Below are 16,631 nucleotides of genomic sequence, written 5' to 3' on the forward strand. Positions count from 1 at the left end.
GCTGATCCCGTTTCCGCAGCAGCCTTCGTTTCTGCTGCTCTGAACACACCGACCCGGTCCGGGGCTCTGGCCCCGGACCGGGTCTAGTGCTGCCTGCGAGGGCTTACTTGGCGGCGCTTTTAATGTGAATACGTACCGGTGAGCTCGGCGCCGTCGCGGCGGTCACCCCGGTCCAGGATTTCGCCCGCGACCCAGGCGTCCACGCCGCGGTCCGCGAGGGTCTGGAGCGCGACGTCGACCGAGGTCTCGGGGACGATCGCCATCATGCCGACGCCCATGTTGAGCGTCTTCTCCAGTTCGAGCCGCTCGACATTGCCGGCCGTGCCGACGAGGTCGAAGACCGCGCCCGGCGTCCACGTCGAGCGGTCGACGGTGGCGTGCAGGTGGTCCGGGATGACCCGGGCCAGGTTGTTGGCGAGGCCGCCGCCGGTGATGTGGCTGAATCCGTGCACCTCGGTGGTGCGGGTCAGGGCCAGGCAGTCCAGCGAGTAGATCTTGGTGGGCTCCAGGAGCTCCTCGCCGAGCGTGCGGCCGAACTCCTCGACGTGCTGCTCCAAGGTCATCCCGGCCCGGTCGAACACCACATGACGGACGAGTGAGTACCCGTTCGAGTGAAGACCGGAGGACGCCATGGCGATGACCGCGTCACCCTCGCGAATGCGGTCCGCGCCGAGCAGCTGGTCGTACTCGACCACGCCCGTGCCGGCGCCGGCGACGTCGAAGTCGTCGGGGCCGAGCAGCCCCGGGTGCTCGGCGGTCTCGCCGCCGACCAGCGCGCAGCCCGCCAGGACACAGCCCTCGGCGATGCCCTTCACGATGGCCGCGACCCGCTCGGGGTGGACCTTGCCGACGCAGATGTAGTCGGTCATGAACAGCGGCTCGGCGCCGCACACGACCAGGTCGTCCACGACCATGCCGACGAGGTCGTGGCCGATGGTGTCGTACACGCCCATCCTGCGGGCGAGGTCGACCTTCGTGCCGACGCCGTCGGTGGCGGAGGCGAGCAGCGGGCGCTCGTAGCGCTTGAGGGCCGAGGCGTCGAAGAGTCCGGCGAACCCGCCGAGGCCGCCGAGGACCTCGGGGCGCTTCGTCTTCTTCACCCACTCCTTCATCAGCTCGACGGCGCGGTCGCCCGCGTCGATGTCGACGCCCGCCGCTGCGTAGCTGGCACCAGTAGTCTCAGATGACATGGCTCTGGAGAACTTTCGTGTCGTACTGCAGGGTCTTACGGGCGGCGCAGGGCGTCGGCGGCCGCGGTCGCGGCGGGGCCGGAGGCCAGCTCGGACTCCAGGAGCTGCTTGCCGAGCAGCTCGGGGTCGGGGAGCTCCATCGGGTACACGCCGTCGAAGCAGGCCCGGCAGAGGTCGTCCTTGGGGATCGTCGTCGCTTCGATCATCGCGTCGGTCGAGATGTACGAGAGCGAGTCGGCGCCCAGGGACGTGCCGATCTCCTCGATGGTCATGCCGTTGGCGATCAGCTCCGCGCGGGTCGCGAAGTCGATGCCGAAGAAGCAGGGCCACTTCACCGGCGGCGACGAGATCCGGATGTGGACCTCGGCGGCGCCCGCCTCACGGAGCATCTTCACGAGCGCGCGCTGGGTGTTGCCGCGGACGATCGAGTCGTCGACGACCACCAGGCGCTTGCCGCGGATGACTTCCTTCAGCGGGTTCAGCTTGAGCCGGATGCCGAGCTGGCGGATGGTCTGCGAGGGCTGGATGAACGTACGGCCGACGTAGGCGTTCTTCACCAGTCCCGAGCCGTACGGGATGCCGCTGGCCTCCGCGTATCCGATCGCGGCGGGGGTGCCCGATTCCGGAGTCGCTATCACCAGGTCGGCCTCGACCGGCGCTTCCTTGGCGAGACGGCGGCCCATTTCCACCCGGGAGAGGTAGACGTTCCGGCCGGCGATGTCGGTGTCGGGGCGCGCCAGGTAGACGTACTCGAAGACACAGCCCTTGGGCTTCGCGTCCGCAAATCGGGACGTACGGAGTCCGTTCTCGTCGATGGCGACGAGCTCGCCCGGCTCGATCTCGCGGACGAAGCTGGCGCCGCAGATGTCGAGGGCGGCGGTCTCCGAAGCGACGACCCAGCCGCGCTCCAGGCGGCCGAGCACCAGCGGGCGGATGCCCTGCGGGTCACGGGCGCAGTAGAGGGTCTGCTCGTCCATGAAGACGAGCGAGAAGGCGCCCTGGACCTGCGGAAGGACCTGGGCGGCCGCCTCCTCGACGGTCAGCGGCTTGCCGTCGTCGTCCGTCTGGCCCGCGAGCAGCGCGGTGACCAGGTCGGTGTCGTTGGTGGCGGCGACCTGAGTGGCCCGGCCGTTCTCCTTGGGCAGCTCGGCGACCATCTCCGCGAGCTGCGCGGTGTTCACCAGGTTGCCGTTGTGGCCGAGCGCGATCGAGCCGTGGGCGGTCGCCCGGAAGGTCGGCTGAGCGTTCTCCCACACGGAGGCACCGGTGGTCGAGTAGCGGGCGTGACCGACCGCGATATGACCTTGGAGGGAACCGAGCGAGGTCTCGTCGAAGACCTGGGAGACAAGTCCCATGTCCTTGAAGACGAGGATCTGGGAGCCGTTGCTGACCGCGATACCCGCGGATTCCTGGCCCCGATGTTGGAGGGCGTAGAGCCCGAAGTAAGTGAGCTTCGCGACCTCTTCACCCGGAGCCCAGACACCGAAGACGCCGCAAGCGTCCTGGGGGCCCTTCTCACCGGGGAGCAGGTCGTGGTTGAGTCGTCCGTCACCACGTGGCACGCCACCGAGTGTAGGCGAGATCGACCACTGGTCCGAATTGGGGATATCGACAGGCGGGCGCGATGGCCGCTTTTGTAGCTTTCGCGCCTCGGCCTGCGAGGGCCGGCCGCGGACGCCTTCGGGACGACGTCACCGCAGGTGGGCCCGGCTGCGCCCCGGTCGTTCGCGGTGTTTGCGACTGCTTGCGGTAACGGACTGCGACCGGGCCGAGTGTGACGGAGTTCGCTTCGCCTCCGGCGTCCGGGACGGTCGTTGACAGCGGCGCGGGAGCGGCACAGCCAGGGTCGACTACGACATGACCGGCAGCAGCGCCGCCAGGTCCGCGCGCTCCCCGCTCGCCGCCACCTTCGCCGCGTCCAGCGCCTCGGCCCAGCCCGTACGCCCGGTGGCGAGGCGGAGCCAGGTGAGCGGGTCGGTCTCCACGACGTTCGGCGGGGTGCCCCGGGTGTGCCTGGGCCCGGCCACGCACTGCACCACCGCGTACGGCGGGATCCGCACCTCGACCGAGCCGCCGGGCGCCTTCACGGCGAGCGCGTCGGCGAGCAGCCGGGTGCACGCGGCGAGCGCCTGCCGGTCGTAGGGGACCTCAAGGCCGGGCACCGCGTCGTTCAGGTCGTCGGTGTGGACGCAGAGTTCGACGGTCCGGGTGACCAGGACGTCGGCGAAGGTCATCGCGCCGAACCGGGTCGGCATCAGCCGGGTGTCCGCGGTGGTCGCGAAGAGCTCCGCGGTGCGGGCCGCCCGCGCCTCGTACAGCGCGTCGAGGTCGGCGACCTGTGCCGCCGACTCCCTTGTGCCGTCGGCGACTTGCTCAGCTGCGGCAGCGGTCGCGAACGGCCAGTCGAGCAGGGCGACCTCCCGCTGGAGCGGCTCGTCCTCGGCGAGGTAGCGCTCCAGCATGCCGAGCGCCATGGTGTGGTGCACGGCGAGCTCGCGCACCGTCCAGTCGCCGAGCCGGGTGGGCCGGGCGAGCTGCTCGGGCGTGAGCGTACGCACGGCTTCGCGCACGTGGCCGAACTGGGCGAGGACGGCGGCCCGGATCTTCGCCGGGTCGTAGCTGCGGGTGCGCTTCTTGGCCGGAGGCATGAACCCGAGCCTACGCCGGGCCGGGATCACGCCCGCCTGCGCCCGGACACTCCGCGGCCCCGTACGTCTTCAACAGGCGTACGGGGTCGGGGAGTTGAGGCCGAACCCTAGGCCAGCAGGCCCGGGATGGTGGCCTCGTGGGCGGTGCGCAGTTCGCTCAGGCCGAGGGTGAACTCGCCCTGGACGTCGATGGATTCGCCGTCCACCACACCGATCCGGGTCGCCGGAAGCCCGCGCGCACCGCACATGTCGGTGAAGCGGAGCTCCTCGGAGCGCGGGACGGAGACGATCGCGCGGCCCGCCGACTCGGAGAAGAGGAAGGTGAAGGCGTCGAGCCCGTCGGGAACGACGAGACGCGCGCCCTTTCCGCCCTTCAGGCAGGACTCGGCCACCGCCTGCACCAGACCGCCGTCGGACAGGTCGTGCGCGGCGTCGATCATGCCGTCGCGGGATCCCGAGATCAGGATCTCGCCGAGCAGCTTCTCGCGGTCCAGGTCGACCTTGGGCGGCAGACCGCCGAGGTGGTCGTGGATGACCTGGGACCAGGCCGAGCCGCCGAACTCCTCGTTCGTGTCACCCAGGAGGTAGAGCAGCTGCCCCTCCTCGGCGAACGCGATCGGGGTGCGCCGGTTCACGTCGTCGATCACGCCGAGCACCGCGACGACGGGCGTCGGGTGGATGGCGGTCTCACCGGTCTGGTTGTAGAGCGAGACGTTGCCGCCGGTCACCGGGGTGCCGAGCTGGAAGCAGCCGTCCGCGAGGCCGCGGGTGGCCTCCGCGAACTGCCACATCACGTCCGGGTCCTCGGGGGAGCCGAAGTTGAGGCAGTCCGAGATCGCGAGCGGCTTGGCGCCGGAGGCCGCGACATTGCGGTACGCCTCGGCCAGCGCGAGCTGGGCGCCCGTGTACGGGTCGAGCTTGGCGTACCGGCCGTTGCCGTCGGTCGCCATGGCCACGCCCAGGTTCGACTCCTCGTCGATCCGGACCATGCCCGCGTCCTCGGGCATCGCGAGCACCGTGTTGCCCTGCACGAAACGGTCGTACTGGTCGGTGATCCAGGACTTGGAGGCCTGGTTGGGGGACGACACCAGCCTGAGGACCTGGTCCTTCAGCTCGTCGCCGGTCGTCGGGCGCGGCAGCTTGCCCGCGTCGTCGGCCTGGAGCGCGTCCTGCCAGGAGGGGCGCGCGAACGGCCGGTGGTAGACCGGGCCCTCGTGCGCCACCGTGCGCGGCGGTACGTCCACGATCTGCTCGCCGTGCCAGAAGATCTCCAGCTGGGAGCCCTCGGTCACCTCACCGATGACGGTGGCGATGACGTCCCACTTCTCGCAGATCTCCAGGAACCGCTCGACCTTGTCGGGCTCGACGATCGCGCACATGCGCTCCTGCGACTCGCTCATGAGGATCTCCTCGGGCGAGAGCGTCGCGTCACGCAGCGGCACGGTGTCCAGCTCGACGCGCATGCCGCCGGAACCGGCCGAGGCCAGCTCGGAGGTCGCGCAGGACAGGCCGGCGCCGCCCAGGTCCTGGATGCCCGCGACGAGCTTCTCCCGGAAGATCTCCAGGGTGCACTCGATGAGGAGCTTCTCCTGGAACGGGTCGCCGACCTGGACGGCGGGGCGATTGGCCTGCGCCCCACCGGGACTGGCAGCCTCGAAGGTCTCGGACGCGAGGACCGAGACGCCGCCGATGCCGTCGCCACCCGTGCGGGCGCCGTACAGGATGACCTTGTTGCCGGGACCGCTCGCCTTGGCGAGGTGGATGTCCTCGTGCTTCATCACGCCGATGCAGCCGGCGTTGACCAGCGGGTTGCCCTGGTAGCAGGCGTCGAAGACGACCTCGCCGCCGATGTTCGGCAGGCCCAGGCAGTTGCCGTAGCCGCCGATGCCCGCGACGACACCCGGCAGGACGCGCTTGGTGTCGGGGTGGTCGGCCGCGCCGAAGCGCAGCGGGTCGACGACCGCGACCGGGCGGGCGCCCATCGCGAGGATGTCGCGGACGATGCCGCCGACGCCGGTGGCCGCGCCCTGGTAGGGCTCGATGTAGCTGGGGTGGTTGTGCGACTCGACCTTGAAGGTGACCGCGTACCCCTGGCCGACGTCCACGACACCGGCGTTCTCGCCGATGCCGACGAGCATCGCGTCGTTGGCCGGGACCTTGTCGCCGAACTGCTTCAGGTGGACCTTGCTGCTCTTGTACGAGCAGTGCTCGGACCACATGACCGAGTACATGGCGAGCTCGGCGCCGGTCGGGCGGCGACCGAGGATCTCCCGGATGCGCGCGTACTCGTCCTCCTTGAGGCCGAGCTCCTTCCAGGGCTGCTCGACGTCGGGCGTCTCGGCGGCGTGCTTGACGGTGTCCAGCGTCATGCGTTGACCAACTTCTTCAGGATCGAGGTGAAGAATCCGAGGCCGTCGGTACGTCCCGTACCGATCAGCGGCTCCACGGCGTGCTCGGGGTGCGGCATCAGGCCGACGACGTTGCCGGCGGCGTTGGTGATGCCGGCGATGTCGCGCAGCGAGCCGTTGGGGTTGCCGTATCCATCAGCGGCTTCGCCGCGGGCCAGGTAGCGGAACGCGACCCGGCCCTCGGCCTCCAGCTCGTCCAGCGTGCGCTCGTCGGCGACGTACCGGCCGTCCATGTTCTTGAGCGGGACCTGGATCTCCTGGCCGGCCGAGTAGTCGGCGGTCCAGGCGGTCTCCGCGTTCTCCACCCGCAGCTTCTGCTCGCGGCAGATGAAGTGCAGGTGGTTGTTGCGGAGCATGGCGCCCGGCAGCAGGTGCGACTCGGTGAGGATCTGGAAGCCGTTGCAGATGCCGAGGACCGGCAGACCGGCCTTCGCCTGCTCGATGATCGTCTCCATCACCGGCGAGAAGCGGGAGATGGCCCCGGCCCGCAGGTAGTCGCCGTAGGAGAAGCCACCGGCGAGGACGACCGCGTCGACCTGCTTGAGGTCCTTGTCGCGGTGCCAGAGCGAGACCGGCTCGGCGCCCGCGATGCGGACGGCCCGCAGGCTGTCCCGGTCGTCGAGTGTGCCGGGGAAGGTGACAACGCCGATGCGAGCAGTCACTTGGACTGCTCCTCGACCTTGACGGTGAAGTCTTCGATGACGGTGTTGGCGAGGAAGGTCTCGGCCATCTCGTGGATGCGGGCGAGGGCGGCCTCGTCGACCGGCCCGTCCACTTCCAGCTCGAAACGCTTTCCCTGACGTACGTCGCCGATCCCCTCGAAGCCGAGACGGGGCAGTGCGCGCTGCACCGCCTGTCCCTGCGGGTCGAGGATTTCCGGCTTGAGCATGACGTCGACTACGACGCGTGCCACTGGCACTCCCGGTGTGGTGTGGTGCGAAGGCGGTTCCGCCAGAGTACCCGCCCAGAAAATCTACGCGGGTAGATATCGCTATGGCCTGATCACGTTCTGGTTTCGGCCGCGACAACACGTGGGAAAAATCCCAAGAAAAAGTCGCCGAAGTCATTGCGTTGAGACACGCTGATGCAATTGGCTGGGCTTCACATTGCAATGGGTGCCGCTGTACAAAGGAATCCCAGCGAAAGCAACATTGCTCCAAAACAGCCGGAAGGCCGGTATCGCCGCACGTCAGGCATGTGCCACTGGCGACATGCGACGGGCGACACCGTAGGAAGGAACCGATATCCGTGGCTCAGCGCGTAGTGGTCACACTCTTCGACGACATCGACGGCGGAGAAGCGGCGGAAACGGTCACGTTCGGCCTGGACGGAAAGGTCTACGAGATCGACCTCAATCCCGCCAATGCAAAGAAACTGCGCAAGGTGCTCGCGCCTTACGTGACGGCGGGCCGCAAGCGGTCGAAGTCCGGGAAGACCTTCAGGCACACCGCCGTCGCACCCGACCCGGCGGCCGTCCGCGCCTGGGCCCGCTCCAACAAGATGGACGTGCCCGCCCGCGGCCGGATCCCGAAGAAGGTCTACGAGGCCTTCGCCGAGGCCGGCTGACCTCCCGGCCGGGGCGGCTCTGCGGCCGCCCCGGCCAACGGAGTTGCAAACCCCCCCTGCTGATCGGCTAGAGTCTGGAACACGCCGAGGGGCGAGGCCGCAAGGCCCCGGACCTCACGCAGCGTGCGGGTGTAGTTCAGTAGCAGAACATCCCCCTTCCAGGGGGAAGGCGCAGTGTGCAATTCCTGTCACCCGCTCTGCATTGCTTACCAACCCTTGTGGATCAGGTAGAGTAGTGCTCGCACCACCCAGTGAAAGCTGAGTGGCAGCATGCGGACGTGGCTCAGTTGGTAGAGCATCACCTTGCCAAGGTGAGGGTCGCGAGTTCGAATCTCGTCGTCCGCTCAGGAAGCACTAAAGGCCCCAGTTCATCGAACTGGGGCCTTAGTCATATGCCCGTGCGGTCAGCGTCCGCGACTTCTGACATTTGTCATGGGCGGTGATGACACCGCGCACTGCCCCGGCTCCTCTTCCCGCGGAACGCTGAAGCCATGGCAGATGTGATCGAGGTCGAGGAGCTGCGGCGGACCTACGCCGGGGGCTTCGAGGCCGTTTCCGGAATCTCCTTCTCCGTGGCGCGGGGCGAACTCTTCGCGCTGCTCGGCACCAACGGCGCGGGCAAGACCTCCACCGTCGAACTCCTCGAAGGGCTGGCCCCGCCGAGCGGCGGCAGCGTCCGGGTGCTCGGGCACGACCCGTACACCGAGCGGGCCGCCGTGCGCCCCCGGACCGGCGTGATGCTCCAGGAAGGCGGCTTCCCCGCCGAGCTGACGGTCACCGAGACCGTACAGATGTGGGCGGGCTGCACCAGCGGGGCCCGACCGGTGGACGAGGCGCTGGAGCTGGTCGATCTGGCCCGGCGGGCCCACGTACGGGTGAAACAGCTCTCCGGGGGCGAGAAGCGGCGGCTCGACCTGGCGCTCGCGCTGCTCTCGCGGCCCGAGGTGCTCTTCCTGGACGAGCCGACGACCGGTCTGGACGCCGAAGGGCGGGCCGACACCTGGGAGTTGGTGCGGGCGCTGCGCGACGGCGGTACCACCGTGCTGCTGACCACCCACTACCTGGAGGAGGCCGAGGCGCTCGCCGAGCGGCTCGCCATCCTCCACGAAGGACGGATCGCGGCGAGCGGACGCGTCGAGGACGTGGTCGCCGCCCAGCCCTCGCACCTCGCCTTCGAGCTGCCCGACGGCTACCACCTGGGCGATCTGCCCCCGCTCGGTGAACTCGGGGTCACCGGGCACGAGGTGACGGGCCGTTCGGTGCGGCTGAAGACGTCCGAGCTGCAACGGGCCGCCACCGGACTGCTGTTGTGGGCCCGGGACAGCCGGGTCGAGCTGCGCGGGCTCGATGTGCGGTCGGCATCGCTCGAAGAGGCATTTCTGCACATCGCGCGGGAGCAGCAGCGAGAAGGGGAGCCGGTCCGATGACCACAACCGACGTACGGATCGGGGCAGTTGGCGCGGCCGAACCGGCCGTGGTGACCCGGAGCGGGCGGATGAAGGCGCTCGCCAGGGCCGAGCTGACGCTGCTCGGACGGAACAAGTCGAGCCTGTTCACCGTCCTCGTGCTGCCCGCCATGATGACGATGTCGATGTACTCGGGGGTGCGCGGCATCGACCTCAAGGACACCGGCCTGACCGTCGGCACCGTGCTGCTGCCCGGCTCGCTCGGCTTCGTCCTGCTGTTCGCCGTCTACTCGGGACTGGTCGGCGTCTACGTCGTACGGCGTGAGGAACTCGTCCTCAAGCGGCTGCGCACCGGGGAGCTGCGGGACGTGGAGATCCTGACCGGGGCCGCGCTGCCGTCGGTCCTGATCGGGCTCGCGCAGTGCGTCCTGCTCGCCGTCGGGAGCAGCATCGTCATGCAGGTCGGCGCGCCCCGGGCCGTGTGGTTCGCGCTCGTCGGGCTGGCGCTCGGCCTGGTGATGACCTGCGCGCTCGCGGCGGCGACCGCCGCGTTCACCAAGTCCGCCGAGGGCGCCCAGATCGCCATCATGCCGATGCTGCTGCTCTCGATGGCCGGCTCCGGAATGATCGTCCCGCTCGACGTGCTGCCCGATCAGGTGGCCACCGCCTGCGAACTGCTGCCGCTGACCCCGGTGATCGGGCTCATCAGGGCCGGCTGGACCGGAAGCCCGGACGCCGGCGAGGTGCTGCGGATGCTGTCGACCGTGGTGGCCTGGACCGCGCTGTCGGTGTTTGCTGTACGCAGCCGCTTCCGGTGGGAACCGCGGCGCTGAACAGGGCGAAGACACACAGGGGGACGGCGAAGTGCGCGACCGGATACGCAGCTGGCACCGGCGCAAGTGGCGCGACCGCAGCAGGGTGGAGAAGGTCGGGGTGCAGAGCCGGCTGATCTGGACCGCCTCGACCTGGTTCCTCTTCGTCAGCTGGGACCTGATGTTCGTCCTGGAGGGACTCGGCCGCGGACCGCTGCCGCTGGCCCTCGCCGCGGCGCTGCTGGTGGCGGGCGTGGCGCAGTGCGTCCAGGGCAACCGGGTGCACCGGCTCGCGGTCGACCACTACCTGGGGCGGGCCGCCGCACCGCGCGGCGGCCTGGTCACGGCCGGGGTGCTCTGCGCGGTCTCGGTGGCGCTGCTCGCGGGGCTCCGGGCGGCGCACGGCATCAAGGACCCGCTCGTGATGTTCGTCCTGCTCTTCACGCTGCTGCCGTTCGGGATGGCGTACTGCCTGCTGCTGCCGACCCGGGCCTTCCTGCTGCGGTTTCCCGCGCTCTGCATGCCCCTCGTGGTGCTGTTCGCGCTGGCCGGGATGGCGGGACCGCAGCTGGCGGGGCTGGCGTTCGTGACCGTCATCAGCGGCCTGTACGTCCTGCTGGTCTCGCGCTGCGGGGCGTGGCAGCTCTCCGTGCTCGGGGAGGCGGACCGGGCCCGGGAGAGCGAGGCCCGGCTCGCGGTCGCCGAGGAGCGGCTGCGGTTCGGCCGCGATCTGCACGACGTGCTCGGCCGGAACCTCTCGGTGATCGCGCTCAAGAGCGAGCTCGCCGTGCAGCTGGCCCAGCGCGGCCGCCCGGAGGCGGTGGCGCAGATGGTGGAGGTCCAGCGGATCGCCCAGGAGTCGCAGCGGGAGGTGCGCGAAGTGGTGCGCGGCTACCGCGAGGCCGACCTCGGCGTCGAACTCGACGGCGCCCGCGGGGTGTTGGAGGCCGCCGGGATCGCCTGCACGGTGCGCGGGACGGCGGACCCGCTGCCCGCCGAGGTGCAGTCGGCGCTGGGGTGGGTGGTGCGCGAGGCCACCACCAATGTGCTGCGGCACGGGGACGCCCGGAACTGCTCGGTCACGGTGACCGCCACGGAGGATGCGGCCGGCCTCGTCGTCGAGAACGACGGCGCCCCGGACCGCCCCGCCGGCGCCCCCGGATCGGGCCTGGCCGGGCTACGCGAACGCCTCTCCGTACTGGAGGGGACGCTGACGGCGGGACCGGTCACGGGGGGCCGGTTCCGCCTGACGGCGCGAGTGCCGCTGGCCGATGGCCCCGGCACGGAAGAACAGGCACCGGCCGCGGCCGGCCGGAGACGGGAGGTGCGGGCGTGAGCGGGGAGACGGGGGGTGCGGACGTGAGGGGGGCCGTACGCGTGCTGCTCGCCGACGACGAGCATCTGATCCGGGGTGCGCTCGCCGCCCTGCTCGGCCTGGAGGACGATCTGATCGTGGTCGCGGAGGCCGCGTCCGGGCCCGAGGCGCTCGCCATGGCGCGGGCGCACCGGCCCGATGTGGCGGTCCTCGATCTGGAGATGCCGGGCGCGGACGGTGTGACAGTGGCCACAACCCTGCGGGCCGAGCTGCCGTCCTGCCGGACCATGATCGTGACCAGTCACGGCCGTCCCGGACATCTCAAGCGGGCGCTGTCGGCGGGGGTGCGCGGCTTCGTGCCGAAGACGGTGAGCGCCCAGCGGCTGGCCGAGATCATCAGATCCGTCCACTCCGGAAACCGTTATGTGGACCCGGAGTTGGCGGCCGACGCGATCTCCGCCGGGGACTCCCCGCTGACCGCGCGGGAGGCCGAGGTGCTGGGGTTCGCGGCCGACGGGGCGCCCGTCGCGGAGATCGCCGAGCGGGCCGCGCTGTCGCAGGGGACGGTGCGCAACTACCTCTCGTCGGCGGCCGCCAAGCTGGGTGCGGAGAACCGTCACACGGCCGTGCGTCTCGCCCGCGACCGGGGTTGGGTATAGTGGTCTCCGCGCCACGGCGCATGCGAACGTAGCTCAGCTGGTAGAGCACCACCTTGCCAAGGTGGATGTCGCGAGTTCGAACCTCGTCGTTCGCTCAGAAAAGAAGCCCCCCGGCCGGTCGGCCGGGGGGCTTCTCGCTGTCTACGACCAGCTGTTGCCGGTGAGGACCTCGTACGCCTCGATGTACTTGGCCCGGGTCGCGTCCACGACCTGCTGGGGCAGCGGGGGCGGCGGCTGCTCGGAGGTGCGGTCCCAGCCGGAGGCGGGCGAGGTCAGCCAGTCGCGCACGTACTGCTTGTCGTAGGAGGGCTGGGCGCGGCCCGGCTCCCAGGTGGCGGCCGGCCAGAAGCGCGAGGAGTCCGGGGTGAGCACCTCGTCGGCGATGACGAGCTCCTCGCCCGCGAAGCCGAACTCGAACTTGGTGTCGGCGAGGATGATGCCCCGCTCGCGCGCGATGTCGCGGGCCCGGCCGTAGACGGCGAGGGTGGCCTGGCGCAGCTGGGCGGCGGTCTCCGCGCCGATCTGGCGGGCGACCTCCTCGTACGACACGTTCTCGTCGTGCTCGCCGACCGCGGCCTTGGTGGCGGGCGTGAAGATCGGCGCGGGCAGCTCGGAGCCGTTGGTCAGGCCCTCGGGGAGCGCGAGGCCGCACACCGTACGGGACTGGTTGTACTCGATCAGGCCCGATCCGGTGAGGTAGCCGCGGGCGACGCACTCCACCGGGACCATCGCGAGCGACCGGCACACCAGCGTGCGGCCCGCCCAGTCGGCGGGGGCGCCTGCGGGGAGGTCGCTGGAGATGACGTGGTTGGGCACGAGGTCGGCGAGCAGGTCGAACCACCACAGCGAGAGCTGGGTGAGCACCCGGCCCTTGTCGGGGATCTCGGTGGGCAGCACCCAGTCGTACGCGGACATCCGGTCGCTGGCGACCATGACCAGGTCGCCGTCCTCGTTCTGATAGAGGTCACGCACCTTGCCCGTGTGCAGGTGGGTCAGGCCCGGGACCTGAAGCGGTTCGGGCTTTTCTACGAATCCGGACACGGTTCCTCCGCGTAGGTTGATCCAGGAACGAGTCCGATTCTCTCGCACGCGGACGGGCACCCCGGTCGCGGGGCTTCTTCGGGAGCGGCGCCTCCTCCCCGGGGAGGGGCTCAGTCCCGCTTGCAGATGCGGTCGAGGAGGTTGGCGGTCGCGCGCTGGATGCGGGGGTCGACGTGGCCGGGGCGGTCGAGCGCGGGTGACCAGGCGAAGGTCCCCGAGGCGAAGACGAGCGCCCCGGAGGGCGCCCGGTACAGGGAGGTCTCCTGGTGCCGGGCGTTCTGCTCGCTGTCCCGGTACGGGGAGTGGGCGAGCAGGATGCGGTCCTGGTGCTCGGGGAGGGCGGTGCGCGGGTAGTAGCGGTCGGCCTCGCCCGCGACCAGGCCCTCGATCTCGTCGCCCTCGCCGGCCCCGGTCGCCTCCCACAGCCAGTGGTCGGCGTTGCGTACGACCATGGGGTACGGCTCGGGGACGCGGCCCGCGTACTGGATGCCGAGGAGCTGCTGCTCGGGGCGCGCGACCTCGCGCCACAGGGCCGGCCGGCCGGGGCCGCGCCGCTTGCGGCAGGTCAGCAGGCGGTCCGGCACCCCGGACGGGGAGGGCGCCAACTCCACTTGCCAGTAAAGGGTGTTGGCGGACAGGAAGACGAGCGAGGTGCCGCCCTCGCGGGCCAGCTCGACGGTGCGGCGCATCGGGGCCGACCAGTACTCGTCGTGGCCGGGGAAGACCAGACCCCGGTAGCGGCTGGGGTCCACGCGGCCCGCGTGCAGATCGCGGGCGTCGGCGTAGGCGAGGTCGTAGCCGTAGCGCTCGGCCCAGCGGATGAAGTCGTAGGCGTGCCCGACGTGCAGGGGCAGGCCCGCGCCCGCGTACGGCCGGTCGAAGGAGACGGTGATGGCCGCGTCCTCCTCACCGAGCAGCCGGCCCTCCTCGTCCCAGGCGTGGTAGAGGCTGGCGCCGGTGCGGCCGTCCTCCGGAAACAGGTTGTAGGCCTGCCAGGTGATGTCGGGCAGCAGCAGGAGCAGATCGGCGGGGTGGCTGTCGCGGACGGTGAACGGAATGTGCGAGCGGTAGCCGTCGGCGGTGGTCAGCACGGCGACATGGGCGCCGATCGAGGCGTGCGAGGGGACCTGGTAGCGCCAGGACTGCCACCAGTGGTGGCAGGAGACGGTCCGGTCGGCGGCGAGCGGCAGCGGCTGGACGATCCCGGAGAGCCGGGGGCTGGTGGCGATCTTCGCGGCTCCGTCGCCGCCGTAGTGCCCGATCCGGTAGATGTCGACGGTGAACTGCTGCGGCGGGTCCACGGTGATGTGGAAGTCGATGGCCTCGCCGGGCTCGACGGCACCGCTGGAGGCGAAGCCCTTGATCTGCTGGTGTACGTCGTCGGCGGTGCGGGGGCCGGTGACCCGGGCGGTGCCGCGCTGGAGCGGGAGATGGTCGACGTACCAGGGCACCACATGGCCGGTGTCGTCGAAGTAGTGCTCGCTGCCGCGCAGCCAGGGCAGCGGGCCCTGGCCGAAGGGATCCGAGACGGCGTGCGCGAGGGCCCCGGACTCCCAGCGCCGGATGTGGTCCGACCGTTCCACCCCCATGTCACTCCCTCCCTCGATCCCCCGGGACACCAGTGATGCGACGTGTGATGCGGCTGCGGTACGACTGCGGCGCACCGTCTGTCAGCTACCGGTCCCCAGCACATCACATAACGCACGCACTCCGTCACCGTTCGTCGCGAATTGACGTGAAGGGGAACTTGATGTTCCGGATGTGGCTGGCGCAGTGGGCGGCGCGAGGGGTGGCGCGGGCTGGCGCGGGGCGGGGTCGGCGCCGAGTGCGGGGGCACCGGGCCCGCGGATCCTCCGACTCCTCAGACCAGCCGTACCGGCTTCTCCGGGCGGATGCCTATGGCCGAGAGCCAGCCGCGCAGCTCCTCCCCGTCCCCGTCCTCGACCAGCGTCAGCACGGGCGAGACCAGGTCGGACCGCCGCGCCCCGTCGACCAGGAGCGAGGGGCCGTCCAGCCAGTCGAGGCCGGGGGTCGCGCCCGCCGTGTCGACGGCGGCGCAGCACACCATCGCCGTCACGTGGTCGGCGAGAAGCTCGCGGCCCGTCCTCGGCGGCTGGAGCGGGAAGAGCGGTATCGCGTCGGCGCCCCAGGACTCCGGGCCCGGCGCGGGCGGCGCGGACGCGGCTTCCTCGTCGGCCACCTCCGCCGCGATACCGGCGGCCAGCCGCTCGGCGGCCTCGCCGTCGCCCGCGGCGAGGTGGTCGATGACGCGGGCGAGCGTGGGCGCGGCCGGTTCCGCGCCGCGGCGCTCGCCGAGCCCGTCCAGGACGCGGTGCAGCCGGGCGGCCTCCAGGCGCCATTTGCGGTCGACGACCTCTTCCGGGTACGCGGCCCAGTCGACCGGCGCCCAGTCGGGGCCGGGCTCGGCGGGGCCGCCGTGGAAGAGCCGGGCCGCGAGCAGCGAGGTCGCCTCGTCGGCGGCCCCGGGCTCCTCCAGGAGGTCGCAGGCCGGGCGCTCGCCGAGCCGGGAGGCGAAGCCCTCGGCCAGCCGGTCGCGCCGGGACAGCTCGGTGAGCGCGGACACCACGCCGGCATCCAGCCGGGACGGCCAGCGCCCCATCCGCCAGGCGGGCAGCGCGACCCGGGTGAGCAGCCGGTCCCAGCCCGCGTAGGCGAGCCCGACCTGCTCCTGGGCGACGATCCGCACCCCGTAGTCCACACCCTGTGCACGCTCGGACGCGGCGGCGGCGACCCCGCGCTCCATTTCGGCGACATGCACCCGGCAGCCCCGGAGCAGCAGCCGGGCCATCCAGCCGACGAGGCCGAGCGCGAGACGGCGCACCGGGTCGAGCCCGGGGCGGGTGGCCACGGCGACCGCCGCGTCCAGACCCCGTACGAATCGGCGGGCGGCGGCTATGTCCGGGTGCGCGGAGGGGCCCGTACCGGCGACGACGGGGGCGAGGATCGCGCGCAGCTCGCCGACCCGCATCCACCACAGGAAGGGCGAGCCGATGACCAGGACCGGCGCGGCCGGCACCCGCCGGGCGCGGCCTGAGCGCACATCGGCGGCGCCGGGTATGGAGCGGGTGGACAGCGCGGCCTCGGCGGCGCCGTGCGCCCGATGCGTACGGTCCTCCAGCCAGCTGTCGCAGTCGGGGGTGAGGGCTATCGCCGAGGGCGCGGGCACATCGAGCCGGTCAGCCAGGTCCCTGACCAGGCGGTACAGGTCGGGGGCGGACGATTCCGCGAGGTGCACCGTCGGGGACAGGGCGGGTCTGGCCCCTGCGATCACCGCGGCGACCGCGCCCGCGAACAGCAGCACGAGCAGCGCGGCGGCGGTGACCGCCCAGCGTGCGGTGTCCCAGCCGCCGCCGTCGATGCGGCCCTGGACGGCGGCGACGCCCAGCACGACGGCGACCGCGGCCGGCAGCAGGGCCACGGCGAGCGCCCTGCTACGGATGCGCAGTACGGCGAGAGCCCGCGAGCGCGCATGCAGCGCACCCGCCTCTCCACCCATTCCGGTATCGGACACGGCCGGACTTCACCCCCTCTGCCCTGCGGCGGCGTTGCTCACTCCCCCACTGTG

14 protein-coding genes and 3 tRNA genes are annotated in these 16,631 nt (G+C 71.2%); 8 read left to right on the forward strand and 9 right to left on the reverse strand.

What is annotated here, in order from left to right; genetic code table 11:
- Positions 1-119: 119 nt before the first annotated feature.
- The 6 genes from purM to purS form a co-directional block, all read right to left on the reverse strand.
- A complete protein-coding gene (purM, locus tag ACIQ8J_RS13570; RefSeq protein ID WP_403268956.1) occupies positions 120-1,190 on the reverse strand; it encodes a phosphoribosylformylglycinamidine cyclo-ligase in 1,071 nt (356 codons plus the stop codon).
- Between the two features lie 35 nt (positions 1,191-1,225).
- Positions 1,226-2,752: an amidophosphoribosyltransferase gene (gene purF, locus ACIQ8J_RS13575; protein ID WP_403268959.1), complete on the reverse strand. Its 1,527-nt coding sequence runs from the start codon at positions 2,750-2,752 to the stop codon at positions 1,226-1,228.
- Between the two features lie 288 nt (positions 2,753-3,040).
- Positions 3,041-3,838: a sterol carrier family protein gene (locus tag ACIQ8J_RS13580; RefSeq protein ID WP_403268962.1), complete on the reverse strand. Its 798-nt coding sequence runs from the start codon at positions 3,836-3,838 to the stop codon at positions 3,041-3,043.
- Between the two features lie 107 nt (positions 3,839-3,945).
- Positions 3,946-6,207: a phosphoribosylformylglycinamidine synthase subunit PurL gene (gene purL, locus ACIQ8J_RS13585; protein WP_403268965.1), complete on the reverse strand. Its 2,262-nt coding sequence runs from the start codon at positions 6,205-6,207 to the stop codon at positions 3,946-3,948.
- Positions 6,204-6,908 (reverse strand): phosphoribosylformylglycinamidine synthase subunit PurQ, encoded by a 705-nt coding sequence (gene purQ / locus ACIQ8J_RS13590; protein ID WP_403268968.1) that lies wholly within the window; start codon positions 6,906-6,908, stop codon positions 6,204-6,206. Before purQ ends, purL begins: the two co-directional genes overlap by 4 nt.
- Positions 6,905-7,159, reverse strand: coding sequence for a phosphoribosylformylglycinamidine synthase subunit PurS (purS, locus tag ACIQ8J_RS13595; protein WP_120722307.1), 255 nt, complete (start codon positions 7,157-7,159; stop codon positions 6,905-6,907). The genes purQ and purS overlap by 4 nt, the downstream gene beginning before the upstream one ends.
- Positions 7,160-7,494: 335 nt before the next feature.
- On the opposite strand from purS, the gene ACIQ8J_RS13600 reads away from it, so the two are divergent.
- The 8 genes from ACIQ8J_RS13600 (at position 7,495) to ACIQ8J_RS13635 (ending at position 12,099) form a co-directional block, all read left to right on the forward strand.
- The gene (locus tag ACIQ8J_RS13600) at positions 7,495-7,812 is read left to right on the forward strand and encodes an Lsr2 family protein (protein ID WP_403268972.1); all 318 of its coding nucleotides are present in this window, start codon (positions 7,495-7,497) and stop codon (positions 7,810-7,812) included.
- A gap of 125 nt (positions 7,813-7,937) precedes the next feature.
- A tRNA-Gly gene (locus ACIQ8J_RS13605) sits at positions 7,938-8,009 on the forward strand.
- Between the two features lie 75 nt (positions 8,010-8,084).
- Positions 8,085-8,157: transfer RNA gene (locus tag ACIQ8J_RS13610), tRNA-Gly, on the forward strand.
- A 146-nt stretch (positions 8,158-8,303) separates the two neighbouring features.
- Entirely contained in the window at positions 8,304-9,239 is a 936-nt protein-coding gene (locus ACIQ8J_RS13615) for an ABC transporter ATP-binding protein (protein WP_403268974.1), read from the forward strand.
- Positions 9,236-10,051, forward strand: coding sequence for an ABC transporter permease (locus tag ACIQ8J_RS13620; protein WP_403268977.1), 816 nt, complete (start codon positions 9,236-9,238; stop codon positions 10,049-10,051). Before ACIQ8J_RS13615 ends, ACIQ8J_RS13620 begins: the two co-directional genes overlap by 4 nt.
- 31 nt (positions 10,052-10,082) lie before the next feature.
- On the forward strand, positions 10,083-11,366 hold the full coding sequence (locus ACIQ8J_RS13625) for a sensor histidine kinase (RefSeq protein WP_403268980.1): 1,284 nt from the start codon (positions 10,083-10,085) through the stop codon (positions 11,364-11,366).
- A 23-nt stretch (positions 11,367-11,389) separates the two neighbouring features.
- The gene (locus ACIQ8J_RS13630; protein WP_403269678.1) at positions 11,390-12,004 is read left to right on the forward strand and encodes a response regulator transcription factor; all 615 of its coding nucleotides are present in this window, start codon (positions 11,390-11,392) and stop codon (positions 12,002-12,004) included.
- A gap of 22 nt (positions 12,005-12,026) precedes the next feature.
- Positions 12,027-12,099: transfer RNA gene (locus ACIQ8J_RS13635), tRNA-Gly, on the forward strand.
- A gap of 46 nt (positions 12,100-12,145) precedes the next feature.
- Here ACIQ8J_RS13635 and ACIQ8J_RS13640 read toward each other — a convergent pair.
- From ACIQ8J_RS13640 to ACIQ8J_RS13650, 3 genes are all read right to left on the reverse strand, one after another.
- A complete protein-coding gene (locus tag ACIQ8J_RS13640) occupies positions 12,146-13,045 on the reverse strand; it encodes a phosphoribosylaminoimidazolesuccinocarboxamide synthase (RefSeq protein WP_403268983.1) in 900 nt (299 codons plus the stop codon).
- Positions 13,046-13,155: 110 nt separating this feature from the next.
- On the reverse strand, positions 13,156-14,634 hold the full coding sequence (locus ACIQ8J_RS13645; RefSeq protein WP_403268985.1) for a N,N-dimethylformamidase beta subunit family domain-containing protein: 1,479 nt from the start codon (positions 14,632-14,634) through the stop codon (positions 13,156-13,158).
- A gap of 272 nt (positions 14,635-14,906) precedes the next feature.
- Positions 14,907-16,577, reverse strand: coding sequence for a hypothetical protein (locus ACIQ8J_RS13650; RefSeq protein ID WP_403268988.1), 1,671 nt, complete (start codon positions 16,575-16,577; stop codon positions 14,907-14,909).
- Positions 16,578-16,631: the final 54 nt, after the last annotated feature.

Source organism: Streptomyces sp. NPDC094147, from assembly GCF_044764265.1.
Lineage (GTDB): Bacteria > Actinomycetota > Actinomycetes > Streptomycetales > Streptomycetaceae > Streptomyces.